The organism is Amycolatopsis japonica, assembly GCF_000732925.1.
Taxonomy (GTDB): Bacteria; Actinomycetota; Actinomycetes; order Mycobacteriales; family Pseudonocardiaceae; genus Amycolatopsis; species Amycolatopsis japonica.
Genome location: NZ_CP008953.1, coordinates 1,710,904 through 1,729,094 on the forward strand (window position 1 = coordinate 1,710,904; position 18,191 = coordinate 1,729,094).

General features: G+C 70.8%; 15 protein-coding genes. 8 read left to right on the plus strand and 7 right to left on the minus strand.

Annotation, left to right across the window (positions count from 1 at the left end; all coding sequences use genetic code 11):
* On the plus strand, window positions 1-1,128 hold the full coding sequence (locus AJAP_RS08455; protein WP_038509452.1) for a DUF58 domain-containing protein: 1,128 nt from the start codon (window positions 1-3) through the stop codon (window positions 1,126-1,128).
* Complete coding sequence (locus AJAP_RS08460; protein ID WP_038509454.1) at window positions 1,125-3,296, plus strand: transglutaminase TgpA family protein; 2,172 nt, start codon at window positions 1,125-1,127, stop codon at window positions 3,294-3,296. The genes AJAP_RS08455 and AJAP_RS08460 overlap by 4 nt, the downstream gene beginning before the upstream one ends.
* 60 nt (window positions 3,297-3,356) lie before the next feature.
* Here the strand turns inward: AJAP_RS08460 and AJAP_RS08465 are convergent, their stop codons facing one another.
* Window positions 3,357-4,760, minus strand: coding sequence for a serine/threonine protein kinase (locus AJAP_RS08465; protein WP_038509455.1), 1,404 nt, complete (start codon window positions 4,758-4,760; stop codon window positions 3,357-3,359).
* A gap of 102 nt (window positions 4,761-4,862) precedes the next feature.
* On the opposite strand from AJAP_RS08465, the gene eccD reads away from it, so the two are divergent.
* Window positions 4,863-6,245, plus strand: coding sequence for a type VII secretion integral membrane protein EccD (gene eccD, locus AJAP_RS08470; RefSeq protein WP_038509457.1), 1,383 nt, complete (start codon window positions 4,863-4,865; stop codon window positions 6,243-6,245).
* Window positions 6,246-6,249: 4 nt separating this feature from the next.
* Complete coding sequence (gene eccB, locus AJAP_RS08475) at window positions 6,250-7,683, plus strand: type VII secretion protein EccB (RefSeq protein WP_038509459.1); 1,434 nt, start codon at window positions 6,250-6,252, stop codon at window positions 7,681-7,683.
* A gap of 73 nt (window positions 7,684-7,756) precedes the next feature.
* Here the strand turns inward: eccB and AJAP_RS08480 are convergent, their stop codons facing one another.
* From AJAP_RS08480 to AJAP_RS08500, 5 genes are all read right to left on the minus strand, one after another.
* The gene (locus AJAP_RS08480) at window positions 7,757-8,965 is read right to left on the minus strand and encodes a hypothetical protein (RefSeq protein ID WP_038509461.1); all 1,209 of its coding nucleotides are present in this window, start codon (window positions 8,963-8,965) and stop codon (window positions 7,757-7,759) included.
* Window positions 8,966-8,975: 10 nt separating this feature from the next.
* Window positions 8,976-9,392: a hypothetical protein gene (locus AJAP_RS08485; RefSeq protein WP_038509464.1), complete on the minus strand. Its 417-nt coding sequence runs from the start codon at window positions 9,390-9,392 to the stop codon at window positions 8,976-8,978.
* Window positions 9,393-9,402: 10 nt separating this feature from the next.
* Window positions 9,403-10,734 (minus strand): hypothetical protein, encoded by a 1,332-nt coding sequence (locus tag AJAP_RS08490; protein WP_038509466.1) that lies wholly within the window; start codon window positions 10,732-10,734, stop codon window positions 9,403-9,405.
* A gap of 17 nt (window positions 10,735-10,751) precedes the next feature.
* On the minus strand, window positions 10,752-11,135 hold the full coding sequence (locus AJAP_RS08495; protein WP_038509468.1) for a hypothetical protein: 384 nt from the start codon (window positions 11,133-11,135) through the stop codon (window positions 10,752-10,754).
* Window positions 11,136-11,230: 95 nt separating this feature from the next.
* Window positions 11,231-15,205 (minus strand): type VII secretion protein EccC, encoded by a 3,975-nt coding sequence (locus tag AJAP_RS08500; RefSeq protein ID WP_038509470.1) that lies wholly within the window; start codon window positions 15,203-15,205, stop codon window positions 11,231-11,233.
* Window positions 15,206-15,339: 134 nt separating this feature from the next.
* Between AJAP_RS08500 and AJAP_RS08505 the strand changes: the two genes are divergently transcribed.
* Both AJAP_RS08505 and AJAP_RS08510 read left to right on the plus strand, forming a co-directional pair.
* On the plus strand, window positions 15,340-15,675 hold the full coding sequence (locus AJAP_RS08505) for a hypothetical protein (protein WP_038509471.1): 336 nt from the start codon (window positions 15,340-15,342) through the stop codon (window positions 15,673-15,675).
* Window positions 15,676-15,687: 12 nt separating this feature from the next.
* On the plus strand, window positions 15,688-16,002 hold the full coding sequence (locus AJAP_RS08510; RefSeq protein ID WP_038509473.1) for a hypothetical protein: 315 nt from the start codon (window positions 15,688-15,690) through the stop codon (window positions 16,000-16,002).
* 70 nt (window positions 16,003-16,072) lie between these two features.
* Here AJAP_RS08510 and mycP read toward each other — a convergent pair whose 3' ends face one another.
* A complete protein-coding gene (mycP, locus tag AJAP_RS08515) occupies window positions 16,073-17,359 on the minus strand; it encodes a type VII secretion-associated serine protease mycosin (protein ID WP_228694897.1) in 1,287 nt (428 codons plus the stop codon).
* 118 nt (window positions 17,360-17,477) lie between these two features.
* On the opposite strand from mycP, the gene AJAP_RS08520 reads away from it, so the two are divergent.
* A complete protein-coding gene (locus AJAP_RS08520) occupies window positions 17,478-17,855 on the plus strand; it encodes a YbaB/EbfC family nucleoid-associated protein (protein ID WP_038509476.1) in 378 nt (125 codons plus the stop codon).
* A complete protein-coding gene (locus tag AJAP_RS08525; protein ID WP_038509478.1) occupies window positions 17,852-18,178 on the plus strand; it encodes a hypothetical protein in 327 nt (108 codons plus the stop codon). Before AJAP_RS08520 ends, AJAP_RS08525 begins: the two co-directional genes overlap by 4 nt.
* Window positions 18,179-18,191: the final 13 nt, after the last annotated feature.

The window sequence follows — 18,191 nt, forward strand, 5'->3', positions numbered from 1 at the left end:
GTGCGGCTCACCCGCCGCGGCGTCATCGTGCTGGCCTTCGCCGCCGGGTTCTACGCCCTCGGCGAGCTGGCCGGGTACACGTTTTTCCGTGCCTTCGCGGGGATCGCGGCCGGCGCGGTGCTGATCGCGCTGGCCACCACCAGGTTCCGGCCGAAGGTGGAGATCGGCCGGACCGTCCAGCCGGACCGGGTCGAACGCGGGAAACCCGCGCTGGCCTCGCTCGTCGTGCGCAACACCGATTCGCGGCGGCACGGCGGTTTCGCCGCGGCGGACGGCATCGGCGGCGAGACGCACGGCCTGCGGGTCCGCCCGCTCGCGCCCGGCGCGGAAGCGACGTACCACTACGAACTTCCGACGACGAAACGCGGGAAACTGCGGGTCGGCCCGCTCGTCGTGCACCGGCCCGACCTGTTCGATCTCGCGCGCGGCGACCAGACCGTCGGGGACTCCGCGTGGTTGTGGGTGCATCCGCGACGGCACGCGGTACGCGCGGCGCAGGCCGGTCATCCGCGCCACCACCACGAAGGCCCGATCACCGACCCGCCGCTGCGTGGTTCGGCGGATCTGCGCGCGGTGCGGGAGTACGTGGTCGGCGACGAGGTCCGGCATCTGCACTGGAAGGCGACCGCCAGGACCGGGCGGCTCATGGTGCGTGAATACGCCGACCCCGCGCAGCCCCGGTTCACCGCCGTGCTCGACACGCGGCCCGCGTCGATGAGCCCTGCCGTTTTCGAAGAAGCCGTCGAGGTGGCGGCCTCCCTGTTCTACGCGTCGGCGTCGGCGGGGCAGCACTGCCGCTTCATCACCTCCGCGGGCGCGGACACGCCGACCGACAGCGGGGTACGCGCGGCCAGGGCGCTGCTGGACGAACTCGCGCTCGTCACCCAGGACGCCGCGGACGACGCGCCGCTGCTGCCCTCGGCATTGGCCGCCGCCGAACGCCCTGGCGGGGTGCTGGTGCTGATCACCGGTCCCGACGCCGATCTCGGTCACGCCGCCCGCTGGCGGCCCGACACCGTGGTCCGGATCGGTGATCTCCGGCCGTCGGCGGGCTCCCGCGGCCTGATCGTCGCGGTCGACGCCGCCGGTGCCGCGGCACAGTGGAATTCCTTGGTGGGTAAGTCATGAGCGACCGATTCGACCAGATCGCGGTCGCCGCGCTGCTCGCCGTGACCGGGATCGCCGGGCTGCTGTTCGCGCCCGTGTTCGGCTGGGCGGAGCTGCTCGTCCCGGTGCTCGTGGTCGTTCTCGTCGCGTACGGCTGCGCCGAGCTGACCGCGAAATTCCCCAAGCTGACCCCGTACCGGCCGCTGCTCGTCGCGCTGCTGGGCCTGCTCGGGCTGATCGAGACGGTGCTGACCTCCACCACGCTCGCCTTCCTGCCGACCGGCGCTTCGCTGCAGGGGCTGGCGCGCGGCCTCACCGAAGGCTGGCGGCTCACGCTGCAGTCCACCTGGCCCGCGCGGCCGATCCCCGAACAACTGTTGTTCGTGCCACTTTCGGTGCTGCTCGCCGTCGTGCTCGGACTGGAACTGTTGCTGCGTCTCAAGAAGCCGCTCGTAGCGCTCGTGCCCAGCTTGGCCGTCGCCTGCCTCGCCCAGGCGTATCAGGCGTTGACGGGGGTTTTCGCGGTGGTGGCGGCGCTGGCCTACGCGCTGCCAGCCGGGCTCCTGCTGTGGTCGGGCCGTCGGGTCCGGTCGGTGAGCCGGGCACCCGGTGGACCTCGGTTCTCCTGGCGGCTGACCGGCTCGGCGGTCTGGCCCGCACTGTCCACTGTGGTCGCCCTCGTCGCCGGGGCGGTCGCGCTCGCCGGGCTCGATCCGGTCGGCCGGGATCCGTTGACGCTCAAGGACACCCAGGCCGCGCCGCCGCCGAGGAGCCGGATCGGCAACCCGCTGGACGAGATCGCCCAGCGGCTCATCCGGCCGGGCGAGGAGGTGTTCCGTTACCGCGGTGACACCCCGGTCGACCAGTGGCGCCTGATCGTGCTGAACGGTTTCGACGGGGCGAACTGGCTGTCCGACTCCCGGCTCCGGAGGCTCGGCGCGGGCCTCGAAGGCGCTCCCGGCGTGAGTGGCAGCGCGGAACTGAAGGTGCGCGGGCTCTCCGGGCCGTGGCTGCCGAGCCATCAGGATCTGACCGGTGTGGACGGTCTGACGCCGTTGGTGGACGAGTCCGCGGGCACCCTGATGACGGAATCGCCGTCGACGGGCCAGGAACGGAACTACCGGCTCAGCTGGTCGTCACCAGAGGTCGATCTCGGTTCCGGGGAGATCGACCCGCGGGCGCCGCTCGGCGGGCTCGGCGCGGTGCCGCCCGACGTGGAGAACGTGGCGAAGGACGCCGTGCGCGGCCTGCGTCCGACGTTCCAGTCCGCCTTGCAGCTGGAACGCTTCCTCAGCACGAACTATCAGGTCGCGACGGGCACGGAGGAACTGCCGACCGGGCACGGCTGGCCGCAGCTGAGGCACTTCCTGCTGGAGAGCAAGCGGGGGACGAGCGAGCAGTTCGCCGCCGCGTACGTCGTCTTGGCGCGGATGAGCGGTATCCCGGCCCGGCTCGTCGTCGGGTTCCGGGGTTCGGCCGAGACCGACGGCGGGATGCACGTCGTCCGCAACCGCGATGTCCTGGCGTGGCCCGAAGTCGCGGTCGCCGGAGCGGGCTGGGTGGCACTCGACCCGACCGCCGCGGCGGGCAAGGCGGAGCGAAGCCAGGCAGGGCCAGGCAAAGCGGTCGCCCGCGCGCGGGCGCAACTGCCCGCCGAACAGCAACTGCGGCCGCCCCAGCTCCCACCGGGCACGCCCGCGGACTCCGGCGAGGATCAGAGCACCGAAGCGGGGATGAGCTGGTGGTGGCCGTCGCTCGTCGCCGCGATCGTCCTTTTCGGACTCCTGTGGCTCGTCGGGGTTCCGGCGGCGAAGGTCGTCCGCGCCCGGCGGCGTCGTCGACGGTCCGGTGCCGAAGGCGTGCTCGGCGCGTGGGACGAGATCCGCGACCGGTTGCGCGCGCACGGCGTGCCGTTCCGGATCGGGATGACCCCGCGCGATCTCGCCGAATCGGCCGGATCGCTTGCCGGGGACGGGATCCGCGAGCCGGTCGCGCGGCTGGCCAAGGTGCTGGACGTGACGCTGTGGTCCGGCGTCCCGGTGGGGGACGGTTCGGTCCGGCGGGCGTGGCAGGAGGTCGGCGAGGTGCGACGGGGGCTGGCCACCAGACCGTTCGCGGCTCGGGTGCTGGCGGCACTCGAGCCGCGGACCCTGGTGCCGATCCGCGGCCGGGGCTCTCGCGAGGGGTGAAGGCCTGTCCGTGAAGGCCTCCTTGAGGGACCCAGGGTCCCTCAAGGAGGCCTTCACGGACTACGGGTTGCAGCGGGCGCCGCGGATCGCGACCGGCTCGGTGGTGTAGATGTGCCGTCCGTCGGTCGCCCTCAGCTGGAAGCAGTACCGGCGCGCCGGGTCGACGGGGACGTCCAGGCTGCGCTGACGGTGGGCGACGAGCTGTTTCGTCTCGAGCCGCTCGCCCGCCATGATCACGACGAAATCCAGTTCGCCTTCCGCGGTCCACGTCAGCTGCACGTGATCGCTCTGGTCCTGCGGCGGCGCGAGCGCCAGCTTGACGTCCGGCGCCGGCGCGGAAGCCGCTGCGGGAGAAGGGATCGCGGCCGCCACCGGGACGGCCTGCCCGCCGATCTCCGCCGGGCCGAGGACCAGCGGCAGCACGGCGAGCCCGGCGGCGAGCACGCCGCCGCCCGCCAGCGCGACGGGCTTCCACGGAAACCCGCGTTCGGTTTTGAGCGGACCGCTGAACTCGCGGATCAGGGTGCGGCCGCCCCTCGGCGGCGCCTGCACCACCTGAACGGGCGCCGGGGCCGAGTGGACCGGGACCGCGGGCCGGTGAACCTGGGCGAAGTCGTCGAATTCGACCTCGACCTCTTCTTCTTCGCTTGGCAGGTCTGAGGAATCGCCCGTGACGATCTCGCCACCGGGACGGCTCAGCTTCGTGAACAGCCGTGCCAGCGACGCGACGTCCTGCGGCCGGTCGGCCGGTTCCTTGGCCAGCAACCGCAGGATCGTGGCGGCGAGCTCGCCGGGGACGGCCGGATCCTGGATCGGCGCGACCGGTTCCCGCAGCACCTGGAGGATCCGCTCGCCGGGCTGCTGCCCGGTGTGGCGGGGGAACGGAGGCGTCCCGGTCAACGCGACGTAGAGCACCGCGCCGAGTCCATAAAGGTCGGACGCGGGGGAAAGCGTGTCGTCGCGCAGGGTTTCCGGCGCGGTGTACTCGACCGCGTACATCGGGTCGCGCGGGAATCGCCGCCGCAGGGCCACCCCGAAGTCGGCGAGCACGAACTCGCCGGACGCCCGGTACAACACGTTGTGCGGGCTCACACCGCCGTGCAGGACGTCCGCGCCGTGCGCCGCGGCGAGTGCCGACGCGATCGCGGCGCCGAGGGCGAGCACGTCGGGAACACCCAGCCTGGCACCGGAATCCAGTACACCGGCGAGTGAACCCGGGCACAGTTCGCGGCGGACACCGGACCGGCCGTCGGGGTGGGTCAGGACGTCGTCGATCTGCAGGACCGAACGCGTCGAGCGCACCGCCGCCAGCGCCTTCCGCTCGCGTTCGAGCCAAGCGGAGGTCTCGCGGTCGAAGGTGCTGGGGAACATCTTGATCGCGAAGTCGTTGCCCGTGGCGGGATCCTTGCCCGCGTACACGGTCGCGATGGGGCCCTGGGCGAGCAGCCCTGTCTCGATGCTCATGACCCCATTGTCGCGCAAGAAGTCCGGATCCGGAGTACTTTCACGGCGGCAGGTTCCTGCCGCCGGTGCCCGGCGGACCCGTCGCTGGCCGACCCTTTTCCCATGCAGACTGCCGGCCTGGTCAGGGTCACCATCACCACTCCGCACCGGCGCATCGACATGGCGCTGCCGGAACACGCGTCCGTCGCCGAAATCCTCCCCGGCCTGCTCGCGCGGGCGGGTGAGGGAATGGCGGACGACGGCGTCGCCGGCGGCGGCTGGCAGTTGCGCCGCGCCGACGGGACGGCCTTCGATCTGGACCGGACGCTGGGCGCGCACCGGGTCCGGGACGGGGAGATCCTCCATCTGACGCCGCGCCGCGCCGAATGGCCGGAGCCCGAGTACGACGACCTCGTGGACGCCATCGCCACCGGCTCCGGCCGCACCGGCAAGGCCTGGGGACCGCGGCACACGCGGCAGGCCGGACTGGCCGTCGGCGCGGTGGCGATGTCCTTCGGCCTGCTCGCGGTACTACGCGCCGGTCCGCCGTGGACGTCACCGGCGGCGTGGGCGCTGGCGGTCTCAGCGCTTTTGCTGGCGGCGGGTGTCCTGCTCGCGCGGGCACTGCGCGACGCCGGTGCCGGGGCGGTACTCGCCGCCGTCGCGCTCCCGTTCGCCTTCGCCGGTGGCGGTCTGCTGCTGGCGGGCGACGATCCGATCGGCGAGCTGTCCGCCGGTCACCTGTTGCTGGCGAGCGCGGCCTTGCTGCTCGCGGCCGTCGTCGGTCACCTGGGGGTGACGGCCGCGCCCGCCCTGTTCGCCGGGGCCGCCACCGTCGGGCTGCTCGGGGTGCTCGGCGGCTGGCTGGCCACCTTCGACGATCTGGCGGGCTACCGGTCGGCGGCGGTGATCGGTAGCGCGGTGCTGGTGCTCTCGACCACGTTCGCGCCGCTGTCGCTGCGGCTCGGCCGGGTGCCGATGCCGGTGCTGCCGCGGTCGACCGCGGATCTGGTCCGCGACGATCCCCAGCCACCGCTCGACCTCGTGCACGCCGCCGTCGCCAGAGCGGACGCGCTGCTCACCGGGATGCTGGGCGGGGCGGCGATCGTCGCCATGTATTGCCAGATGCACCTGATCCGCAGCGACAGCGAGGCCGCGGTCGTCCTCGTCGCCCTGCTCGCGGCCGGATTCCTGGTGCGGGCGCGGCTGTATCCGATCCTGCGGCAACGGACGCCGATCCTGGTGGCCGGGATCTTCGGCGCCGGCTGCCTGCTGGCGGGCCCGCTCATGGCGGACCGCTCGCTGCTGCTCGTGCTGGCCGGGCCGCTTTCCTTGGCGGTGGCGGCGGGCGTGATCGCCTCCGGTGTCGTGCTGAGCACCCGCGCCGCCAACCCGTATCTCGGCCGGATCGCCGAGTACTTCGAGATCCTGGTGACGATCGCCGTCGTCCCGGTGGCGTGTTCGGTGCTCGGCCTGTACGGCTACGTGCGCGGACTGGGGGGCTGAAACCATGGCGTCCAAACGGGATCAGCTGCAGGCTTACCAATTCCTGGTGCAGCGCGCGATTTCCGCGCTCGTGACGAGGGAGACCGACCCGGAGCAGCCGCCGTTCCGCCGCCCGTCCGGTGCCGCTTTCGCCGGTGTCGCACTGGCGATCGTGGCGCTGGCGTGCGTCGGGGTCTACGGGATGATCGTGCCCGGCGGGAACAACGCGTGGCGCAAGAACGCCGCCGTCATCGTGGAGAAGGAGAGCGGGACCCGGTACGTCTATCTGGACGAACGGCTGCATCCCGTCGCGAACTACGCGTCCGCCCTGTTGCTGCTCGGCGAACACGGCACCACGGAACGGGTTTCGCGCGAGTCGCTCGCCGGAGTCCCGCGAGGACCCCGGATCGGGATCGCCGACGCGCCGGACGGCTTGCCCGGCCCCGAAAAACTGCTCACCGGATCGTGGTCGCTGTGCTCCGCGCCCGCGAGCGACCTGGCGGGCAGCAGGATCGAGGAATCGGTGCTGCTGGCAGGCGCCTCGCCGTCCGGCGGCGCGGAGCTGGGAGACCAGGCGCTGCTGGTGGAATCGACGTCGACCGGCGACCGGTTCGTCGTGTGGCGCGGGCACCGGCACCGGATCACCGACTACGGCGCCGTCGGCACCGGACTCGCGCTGACCGCCGAGCCGTGGGCGCGGGTCGGCCGGGCGTGGCTCGACGTGCTCCCGGAAGGCACGCCGATCGGCCCGCTGCCGGTGGCGGCGCCGGGCGAGGTGTCCACCGCTGTACCGGGCCGGACCGACATCCGGAACGGGATGCTGCTGATGGTGCAGACCTCCGGCGGGGGACAGCAGCACTATCTGGCCGAACGGGACGCCCTGCGGCCGATCAGCGAACTGCAGTACGACGTCCAGCGCGCGAGCGCCCAGATGCTCGCCGCCTATCCCGGCGGTGAACCGAAAACCGTGCCGCTGCCGCCTTCACTGGCGACCATGTCCCGGCAACTGGACCCCGTCCAGGCCGACGTGGGCGCCGCACCCGCCACACGCCCGGCCATCGCGCGCCTGCGTGACCAGGACACCACCGTGTGCGCGACCTTCGGCGACGGTTCCGCGGCTCCTTCACTGACCGTCGATCCCTCGATGCCGCCCGCGGATCCGATGTCCACCACCGCCCGCCGGACCGCCTCCGGAACCCCGCTCGCGGACCGCGTCCACGTGCCGCCCGGCAGTGCGATCGTCGTCGAAGCGATGCCGTCCCCTTCCGCGGCTGTCGGAACCCTCACCGTGGTGACCGACATGGGACGCCGCTATCCGCTGGCTTCGCCCGATGTACTGAAGATGCTGGGGTACCCGTCGGCGCGTCCGGTGCGGCTTCCCGCCGGTCTGGTGGCGCGGCTGCCCGAGGGCCCGAGCCTCGACCCGGCCGCCGCGCGGCGCCAGACCCTGGGCGGCTGAGGGACCCTGACGCGAAGAAGGGAGCTTTCCCCGCATGCGATGCGGGGAAAGCTCCCTTCAGCCATGTCCGGGTTCAGCGCCGCCACAGATCTTCGTCGAGCAGCTGCACCGAACCCGTGTCCGACTCATCCGACCGGCGACCGCGCGCCAAGGTGAACTCGCCGTCCGGATTACCGCTGGCGGCCCGGCCGCGCAGCTTCGCCGGAACACCGTCGCTCCGGCCGGAAGACTCCCTCCGCGCCGCCCCGTTGCGTCCGGTCGGCTGGTCGCCCGAGCCGGGCCGTAGCGTGCCTGCGGTGGCCTGACCGCCGCCGTGTGGTGGCGTCATCGGGGGTATCCCCGTGCTCGCGGACTTCGCTCCGGTGGGGCTCGCCGTGCCCGGCTGGACCTCCGACGCCAGGCTAGGGGCCCGCTTGCCGACGACCGGCTTCGCGGAGACGGGAAGACCGCCGGCTCCAGCGGCCGCCCCGATCCCGCCCAGCAGTCCCGCCGGCATGGGCGGAGTGCCGGTACCACCCGGCAGCCCGCCGATCGGGGGAACGACGCCCGCCGTTGGCACCGTCGGCAGGGAGCCGAGGCCTGCCAGCGAGAGCCCGGACGAGCCGGTGCCCGATCCGGCCCCGTCGCCGGTCGTCGGCAGGTCGATGTCCGACGATCCGCCGTCGGCGAACGACCCCGCGGTTTCGGCGAGGCTCTGGAGTTCGGTCAGCGCGGTCATTCCGGCTTCGGCGGCGGCGATGAAGTCCGCGGGGGAGTTGCCCTCCGCCGAGACGGCTTGCTGCGCGGGCAGCAGATCGGCCGGTGATTGGATACCGGCCGCCGCGCAGACGCTGAGCATCGAGAAGTCGAAGTTCCCGCCCAGTTCGGTCATTTTCATGCCTGACGCCTGCTGGAGGGCGAAAGCCGCTGCCGCGCCGAACGGAGTGAGGGTGGCGATGCGGTACTCCGCGTAGAACGTCGCCACCGCGGCCGCGGTCGCCGAAACGTCGGAGGCGAGCGTCGTCAGTTTCCCGGCGGGGTCGGCCAGATCGATCCGGTCTCCCCAGAACTTGAGCTCGGCCAGGGTCCGCTGGACCTTCTCTTCGTGCTTCCGTCCGGCTTCGTCCGTCCACTCCGGAGTGAGCTCGCCGACCCGGGTGCTGATCTCCGCGGCGGTGGTGTCGATCCAGCCACGCACGTCCCGCCACATGGTCGCGGCTTCGAGCAGGGCCGGGACTTTTTTGGCTTCGGCGCGGGCCATCACATCGTGCATCTCGATGGGGAGCAGCTGGTAGGGGATCATCGATCGCTCCTCACGCTTGGGTCTGCGAGCCGTCGGCCGCGGACGTGTCGGTCTTTTCCTCGGTGGATCCGGGTGCCTGGCCGATGGAGCCCGACGCCTGCTTCAGCAGGCTCAAACCCTGCTTTGCGAGCTTGATGGTCGACGTGGCGAGCGTCAGCGCGCTGGCCGCGTCCGCGGCGGTGTAGTCGGCGGCGATCGCCTTGACCGTCGTCGAATCGGTGGCCATGTCCTCGGTGATCTTGGCCAGTAGCGCCGCCATCTCGGCGGCGGCGGCCTTGTCCAACAGGGACATCGCGATCCCTTCGAACATCCCGGCGATGTCCGCCGTCCCCGGCCGGGTCAGTGACGACGGCTGGGCTGGAGCGGTGAGCTTGGTGGAATACGCGCTCATCGCCGTCGTGTTGCCGTTGATCTCGGTTGCGGGCATCTGCCCCTCCTCATCGTCCCGCGTGGAACCGCGGCTCTTCCTGGTTCTTGTGCACCGGGTCCACTTGCCACAGTTCTTCGTCGAGCAACTGGACGCCGTCGTTCTCCGTGTCCCAATCCCGCCGTGCGCCGGGTGGGGCGGACGGTGCCGCCGCCCCCTTCGCCGCCCGGCCCTTTCCCGCACGACCCATCAGGGACACACCTGGCGTGCCACCGGGCTTCCGCTCACGCTGCCTGCCGGTGGCCCGGTCGGCGTTTCCGGGATTCACCCCGCCGCCGCTTCCCCGCGCTCCGGCCGACTGCGGTGGATACATCGGCGGCATCGCGCCGGAGCCCGCCGTCCCGGCCGCGGACCGCGCACCGGTCCCTGTCGCGACGGGCGGTAGTGCGGTTCCGACGGCACCGGTTCCGGAAGGCGATACCGGGTTCGCCGCCGTGGTGCCCGCTCCCAGACCGGTACCCGGCCCGCCGGCACCGCCGCCGCCACCGGGTAGATCGCCGCCACCGCCTGCCAGGCTCGGCATACCCGACGGGTCACCGAGCCCGGACGGCGACATGGACGACGGATCCCACGAGGGCAGCCCGCCCGTCGGATCCGGCAGCGCCGCCGGCTCGGGGATGCTCTGTCCGCCACCTGCCAGCTGCTGCAACGATTCGAGCGCGCTGGTCAAGGCGTCCAGTGCCCCAGGTGCCGCCTCGAGTGCGTCCTGCAGCGGGTCCTCGGTGGGGCTCTGCGGCTGGTCCGGGTTCGCCGGTGTTTCCTGGCCGGGGGCCGGATTCGACGGCGAGGTGGGGGACGCCGGGTTTTGCGTGCCCGGGCCTGCCGGAGACGAACTGGTGTCGACGCCGGGGTCGACCTCGCCCCGTGCCCCGTTCCAGGGGCGACTGCGAGCGGCGAGCATGGCCTGCCCGGTGCGTAGATATTGTGTCGCCATTTCGTCGAGTTTCGCGCCGACGACCGACCTGGCCGTTTCTTCGTAGTCGGGGTCGTTGGCCGCTTTCGTAGCCTCCGAGGCGAACGTGAACGCGTTCAGGATGAGCATCGCGGTGAGCTTGTCGATATGTTCCACGACATGGGATTCCGCGGCCGCGCGTTCCCATGGACCCAGCGAGCCGGTGTGAGTGTCGCGCAGCCACTGGACCATCCGGCGCCCGGCTTCGTCGTCCCAGAACGGTTCCAGCGCGTTGGTCGACTCACGCAGGGAACGGCTCGCAGGGTTGAGCCAGGTCTGCACGGACTTCCACATCTCACTCGCCTGTTTGAGCGCGGGATAGGTGTGCGCGATCTCGCCGCGGAGGATGTTGAGCTGCTCGTCGAGGGAAAACCTCGTATAACTGGCCATTTCGTTTCTCGTCCCGGTCAGAGGCTGGGCGCGTAGGGGTTTCCGAGCAAGGGGATGTCCGGCGCGGGGGCGGAAGGTGGTTGCGGGCCACGGTTCACCTTGTCGGACAATCCCTGGATCGCCGTCGCGGCCGCTTCGCCCGCGCTCTGGTATTCGTTCGCGCATCGCCGGGCGAGGTCTTCGAAGGTCTGGAATCCTTCGGCGGCCGCGGTCATGAAGGCTTTGAGTTCGCCGGTCACGAACTTGTCCGCGGCGGCCAGTGCCTCGCATTCCTGCATGAGCGTGCAACCGGCACCCGGTTCCCGGTCGATCGTGGGCGCCGGGATGGCGTTGACCTGCTGGTGCAAATTGTTGGCGAACGTCCGAAGCGCCGGTATCCAAGCGTCGACCCTGCCACTCATGTTCCCTCCCTTTCCGTGCTCGCGTCGGTCTGCTGATCAAGCCCACCACCCCAGCCGGGCCGCCGGGGGTGGGCGGCCGGTTCCGGCCAGCCGGTCTACGCCCGCGGCTCGAGCCAGGCGAGCTGGACGAGTCCCTTGCCGCCACGGCGATCGACCAGCCAGCCCCGTCCCGGCGGGAGTACCTGCGCGCGCATACCGCCCAGCAACGGACCTTCGTCCCGGTCGCCCGACATCATCAGGCCGGGCGTGCCGACCTCGCGAAGGCGAGACAGGAACGGCTCGAACAACCCGGCTCCGGCGCCGCCCGAGCGGCGCGTGAGCACCACGTGCAGCCCGATGTCGGAGCCCTGAGCGACCAGCGGGAGCAACGGCATCAGCGGATGCTGCTTGTGCGTGGCGACCATGTCGTAGTCGTCCACCAGCACGAAGATCTCCGGCCCCTCCCACCAGCTGCGCGCGCGCAGCTGTTCGGGCGTGACGTCCTTGCCCGGCAGGCGTTTGGTCATCGCTTCGGCCACCTCCCCGAGCAGTTCGCGGCTGTGCGCGTCGTTGGTGCCGCTGCCGAGCAGGTGGTCGTCGCCGATCTCGCCGAGCAGTCCTCGCCGGTGGTCGACCACGACGATGCGGGCCTGGTCGGGCCGGTACGCGTTTTCGATCCGGCGGGCCACTGTGCGCAGGAAGGCCGTCTTCCCGCTTTCGGTGTCTGCCAGCAGGAAGAAGTGCGGGTCGGCGGCGAAGTCGAGACGCATCGGGGACAGGTCCCGCTCGTGGATGCCGACCGCGAGTCCGGCGTCGGCGCCACTCAGCTCGTCCGTGGCGGGAAGTTCCTCGTAGGCGAGCAAACCCGGCAGGAGCCGCACCGACGGGGCCGGCGGCCCCGGCCACGCGGCGCCGATCGCCCCGACCAGTTCGGCCGTGCCCTCCGCGAGGTCTTCGGTGGTGTTCCGGCCGTCCGTTCGCGGCAGGGCCAGGAGAACCTGATGCTTGCTCATCGAGACCCCCCGTCCGGGTGCGTCGGCCGGGACACTCATCGCGGCGCGCCGGTCGATGATCGAATCGATGGGATCGCCGATCTTCAGTTCCAGCCTGCTGCCGAACAGATCCCGGACGTTCATCCGGAGATCGAACGAACGGGCGGTGGCCGTCACGACGTGTACGCCGTACGACAGCCCGCGGGCGGCGATGTCACCGACCATGTCTTCGAGGCCCTCGAAGTCCCCCCTGAGTGTTTGCCAGCCGTCGATCACCAGGAACACGTCGCCGTGGGGCTGATCGCCGAAACGGCCCTCAGCCCGAAGCTTGCGATAGGTCGCGATGCCGTCGATCTGGTGCTCCGCGAACAGCTTTTCCCGGTTGGCCAGCACAGTGGCGACCTCGGCGATGGTCCGCCGCACCGCGCCGGTGTCCAGCCTGCCGGACACGCCCGCGACATGGGGCAGGCCACCGACCGAGGCGAGGGTGCCGCCACCGAAGTCCAGGCAATAGAACTGGGCCTCGCGCGGGGTGTGGGTGAGGGCGAGGCTGAGGATCAGCGTGCGCAGCGCGGTGCTTTTGCCGGTCCGCGGCGCGCCGAGGATCAGCACGTGCCCGGCCGCGCCGGAGAGATCGAGGGTGAGCGGGTCGCGCCGCTGCTCGTAGGGGCGGTCGACGATCCCGAGCACCGGCCGCAGATTCGCGACCGCGTCGGACCCGCTAGGGGACAGCCCGCGCCGGGGATGGGCGATCAGGCCGGGCAGCAGCCCGTCGAGCGTCGGAGACGCGTCCAACGGCGGCAGCCACACCTGGTGGGCAGGTGTGCCGCGACCCTCAAGCCGGTCGACCAGGATGTCCAGCAGGGTCTCGCCGACCGCGGTGTCCGGATCCTCCGCGGGTTCCGGTTCCTCCTCGTCGGCGGCGAGTTCGGCGGCGACGTAGGTCGTCGTGTACTCGTGCAGCACCAGGTGCTCCCCGCCCATCGCGACAGCGGCTCCGCCGTCGCTACCGCGCTGGTACACCCCGGAGACGTAAGCGGAGCGGAATCGGTCCATCTGTTCGGTCCCGACCTTCAGGAAGCCGTGTCCGGGAGCCCGTGGCAGTTTGAACGCGTCGGCGACGCCGAGCACCGCCCTGCTCTCCATTTCGGAGAACGTTCGCAGGCCGATCCGGTAGGACAGATGGGTTTCCAGACCACGAAGCCTGCCTTCCTCCAACCGTTGCGAAGCGAGCAAGAGATGCACTCCGAGCGATCGACCCACCCGTCCTATTTGGACGAACATGTCGATGAAGTCGGGTTTTGCGGACAGCAGTTCGGAGAACTCGTCGCAGATCACGAGCAGGGTGGGGACCTCGGGCAGTGGCGCACCCGCCGTCCTCGCCTTCTCGTAGTCGCGCAAGGAAGAGAAGTTTCCCGCCGCGCGCAGCAGTTCCTGACGGCGGATCAGCTCGCCGTTGATCGCGTCGGTCATCCGGTCGACCAGATGCAGTTCGTCGGCGAGGTTGGTGATCACCGCGCTGGTGTGCGGCAGCGCGTCCAGCCGGGTGAAGGTGGCCCCGCCCTTGAAGTCGACCAGCGCGAAGTTCAACGAGCTCGGGGGATGGGTGATGGCCAGGCCCAGCACCAGGGTGCGCAGCAGCTCCGACTTCCCGGAGCCGGTAGCCCCGATCAGCAATCCGTGCGGGCCCATCCCGTCCTGTGCGGACTCCTTGAGGTCGAGTTCGATCGGAGACCCGTCCGGCTGGATACCGACCTTGAGTCGCAGGCGGTCCCGGTTCGGCCTCGGCTCCCAGGTGTCGTCCGGGTCGAACCGGTACGGGTCACCCAGTTCCAGCAACTCCGCCAGTCCGAGCTCCGAGGTCATCGGGGCGTCGCCGCGCAGTCCCGCGGTCAGGCGGAGCGGGGCGAGCTGACGGGCGAGTCCCTCGGCCGCCGCTTGGCCAAGCCGGTCCGCCTTGCCGAGTGTGGCCTCGCCGTCGATGGTCTCGCTGAGCAATTCCCCGCCGGCGTCCACGGCCAGCACCACGGTCGTCCGGTCCAGCGCCCTCGGCGGCATGGTCGTCAGGTCCACGACGGTCACGCCTTCGACGCCGCCGCCGGTCATCAGATGGTCCGAGCCCGCTACCGAACCACCGTCGATCACCACCACCAGATGCGGGCCGGGTACTCGGCCGTCGGACTCCGGGTCGAATCTAGGCCGTTTGACCAGTTCCTCCTCCAGCATGGATTCCAGCGCCGGGACGGTGGGGGCCACCAACCGCAACGGGCCGAGCAGGTCGGTGCGTTCGGAGTGCTGGGCGTGCGGCAGCCACTTGACCCATTCCCAGTCCGCGCGGCGATCCTCGCCGGTGCACACGGCCACCCGCAGGTCGTCCGGGGAGTGCAGGGCGGCCAGCTGCGCGAGCATCGCCCGAAGCACTCCGAGTGCCGCGTCCCGGTCGCCGCGGAGGTAGACCCGGCTGAACCCGTTGACCGCGATGGCGATCGGCAGATCGCGGATGCTGGAGTAGGTGGTGAGGAACCGGCGCAACGCAAGTGCGGACAGCGGTTCCAGCTCCTCGAGCGGTTTCGTGTCGGGCGCGATCAGGGTGGCGGCCGGGTTCTGCGGGCCGCGTCCGATCCGTGCGACGCCGAAATCCACATCGTCCTTGCGGCGTTCCCAAAGCCGGTAACTCGACACCAGGGACCACAGCGACGCCGGGTCCGGGTGCAGATATTCCATCGCCTCCCGCTGGCGGCGCACCGAACGCCGCAGCCGCAGCCGATGCTGGGCGAGGTGGCGCAGATATTTGCGCCGGGCGTAGGCCATCTCCCGCTTGCTCGGGCCGCCGCCCTGCAGGAATCCCATGACGACCATGCCGAGCATGGCGACACCCATCATCCCGTAGATGACGAAGCGCAGGGAGCCGGTCATGCTGCCGGAGTACATCAGCAGCATCGCCGCCATCATGGCCACCATCGGCAGCACCGTGAGCACCTGCGCCCACTGCCTGCCCGGTGGGGGCGGGATCTCCGGCGGGGCCTGCAGGATCAGCTCGCCCGCCGGCATTTCCGGAGCGGGCCTGCGCATCGGTCTCTTCACCACGACTGTCGCCACCCACCCGATGGTTCGCGTCCGAGGGCCGCGAAAGGGGACGGTGGCAGGAACGTGCCGTCCGCCGGGGCGGAGCCTCTCCCGGAACTAGCTTCGGTGACACAGACATTTCACGTCAGAACAAGGAGGGGCGAAGAATGCCCGAAGTCAATATCGATTTCGCGATGGCGCGAGGTGGCATCAGCTTCGGTGACACCAGTCAAAGCGAACAGCTTGCCGGGGCCGACTCCCTCGGCAGGCAGATCACCGAGCTGGCCTCCGGCGGGATGGCGGGCGTCGTCCAGTCCGCGGCGTTCAGCACCAACGAGGTGACCGGGGACAGCCACAGGCGGCTCCTCAACTGGGGCCAGCAGGCCCTCGTCGAAAATCCGACGACCGCGGTGAACATCCTCGGCAGCGGTCAGGACGGTGCCCAGAACTCGCTGCACAACAGCGTCTCGCAAGTCTCGAAGGTCATCGGGAACCAGGCCTGAAAGGGGTAGGAAATGTCGGTAGACGGTCACTTCAAATGGGACTTCGCCAGCGGGGAAGCGGGCGGCCGGACGTATCGCGACGGTGGTGACAGCATCGAGAACGCCTCCGCCGAACGACTTCAGCGGGCGCGTGCCCTCGCCACCGACGGCTGGTACGACGAAAGCGGCCAGCAGTACCTTCAGGTGAACCAGCGCAGCCACAACCAGAACCTCGAAACCGCCGACGGACACCGCGCCGTGAGCCAGGGCTGGGGCAAGGCCGGCGTCGAATGCCAGGACGCGCTCGGCCGCGCGTGCAACGCCCTCGGGAACGCGGGTATGGCGTAACACGGAACACCGAATGCCCGGCGCGTCGCAGCGCCGGGCATTCGGCATGCCGGTAGGACGGAAGCCCTTCCTACCGGCCGGAAATGAGGAAAACCTGCTCCGGTGGCTCGATGATCCGCGGTTCGACGGGCACCGCTCGGGCCCGGCCCGCTCGCCAGCGGCGACGCTTGCCGCGCGGCACCACCAGCGCCATCAGCAAGGCCAAGGCGAGTGCGCCGACCACGGCCACGGTGCACCATCGCGCCGTTTCCGCGATGCTCTCTTCCGACGCGGCCCGGTCGAGCCGCGCCTGATCCGGTGGGCGGGGGGCATGGGCGGGCAGCACGTCCGGTGCACGAGTGTCGAGACCGTCGGTCACGGCACGGTAGGGATCGACCAGACCATGGCCGTAAGCCGCGCTGCCGTTCCCGCCGCGCGACGGTGCGGCCGTCGCGATCAGCCGCCGGGCGACCTCGGGTGCGGACAGCCGGGGCCAGGCGGCGCGCACCAGTGCCGCGGTGCCCGCCACGAACGGGGTGGCGAAACTGGTGCCGTCGACGTAGGCGTGGCCGTCCACTCTCGCCACGGTCAGAACCTTGGCGCCGGGGGCCACCAGGTCCACATAGGACCCGATCTGTGAGCCGGTCATCCTGGCGCCGTTGATGTCCACCGCGCCGACGCCGAGTACGCCGTCGTAGGAGGCCGGATAGGACGGGAAGGCGATCGTCGCGTCCCGCTGGCCGTTGCCCGCCGCGGCGACCACCAGAGCGTCCCGGGACACCGCGTACGCGACGGCGTCCCGGATGACGGCGAAGTCGTCGAATCCGGCCAGCGAAAGGTTGATCACCTTCGCACCCTGGTCCGCGGCGTAGCGAACGCCGTTGGCGACGACCTGCGGGTCGATCCGCAACTGCTCTCCCTGATCGCCGAGATCCCGGTCGCTCACCCGGACCGGCAGGATCTCCGCGTCCGGGGCCACCCCACGAAAACCGATGCCGGGCAAGGGATCCGCGGCGATGATGCCGGCCACACCCGTGCCATGCGAAACGCAGTCGAAAGCGCCGGGGTGGCCACCCGAAAGATAGAAATCCCTTCCCGCGCGGACTTTCCCCGGCCTGCGCAGCTGGGGATGGTCGGCGTCCACCCCGGAATCGACCACCGCGACCAGGACACCGGCTCCCCGGCTGTGCGGCCAGGCTCTTTCGGGGGCGAGGACCTGCTGCGCCCAGGGGTGCGCGCGCACCTGGGCGCGGGCGGGAGCGGCGTCATGGCAGGCCCCGGCGGGCGGAGCCGCGTTCGCCACGCTCGTGCCGCCGAGCGTCTGAGGGACAGTCATGGTCAGCACGGCGACGGCAGCCGCCATCCGAAGTCGTCTCATCGCCCTCATGTTCCGCTCGCGGGGCACCGGTTCACGCACTCGTGGCAGAAACAGGCCATGGACGCCCCGGCCCCGGTCGTCGTGGCGACACTGGACCGGAACCGATCGAGGAGGGCCGGTGGACACATCTTTGCGCCTCGGCATGTACGCCGAGTACGAGCGGATGGCCGAGGACGTCAGGGCGATGAAGAAGCGCCTGGCCGAGATCCGGGCGACCGCGGAATCCGACGACGAACTGATCAGCATCACCATCGGTGGCACCGGCGAGGTGCACGATCTCTGGCTCGATCCCCGTATCTACCGCACTCCGGATTCGGTGGCGCTGGCGCGGGCCATCGTGGAAACCTTCCAGCGGGCGGTCGTTCTGGCGAAGGAAGAGGGAGTCGCCATCGCCGGGGACTACCTCCCGCCGGACGCGACCGCCGAGACGACGGATTTGCGGCTCGACCCGTTCCTGCACGAACTCGACCGGCAGGTCGCCGGAGACCCGCGATGACGGGCGTCGACTGGAACACCGACGGGTTCATCGACATCTATCCCGTCGAGACCCAGGGCAAGCTGGACGAACTGCGCACCGCGAGCACGAATCTCGCGAACGGGTGGAAGAGCGCCCACGACCGGATCAAGGCGCCGGGCGCGCTTTTCGGCGGTCCCATGGGTATCGCGTTGAAAGGTGCACTGGAGACGCCGTCGAACGAAGTGAGCAAGATCGTCGACCAGATGCCCGGCTTCTATCAGGGAGCGGCGGACGGCGGGAAGAAGGCCGTCGGGTACTACCTGGACGGCGAAGCCGCGGCGACCGACGCCCTGTCTTCCTGAGGGACCACCGAGA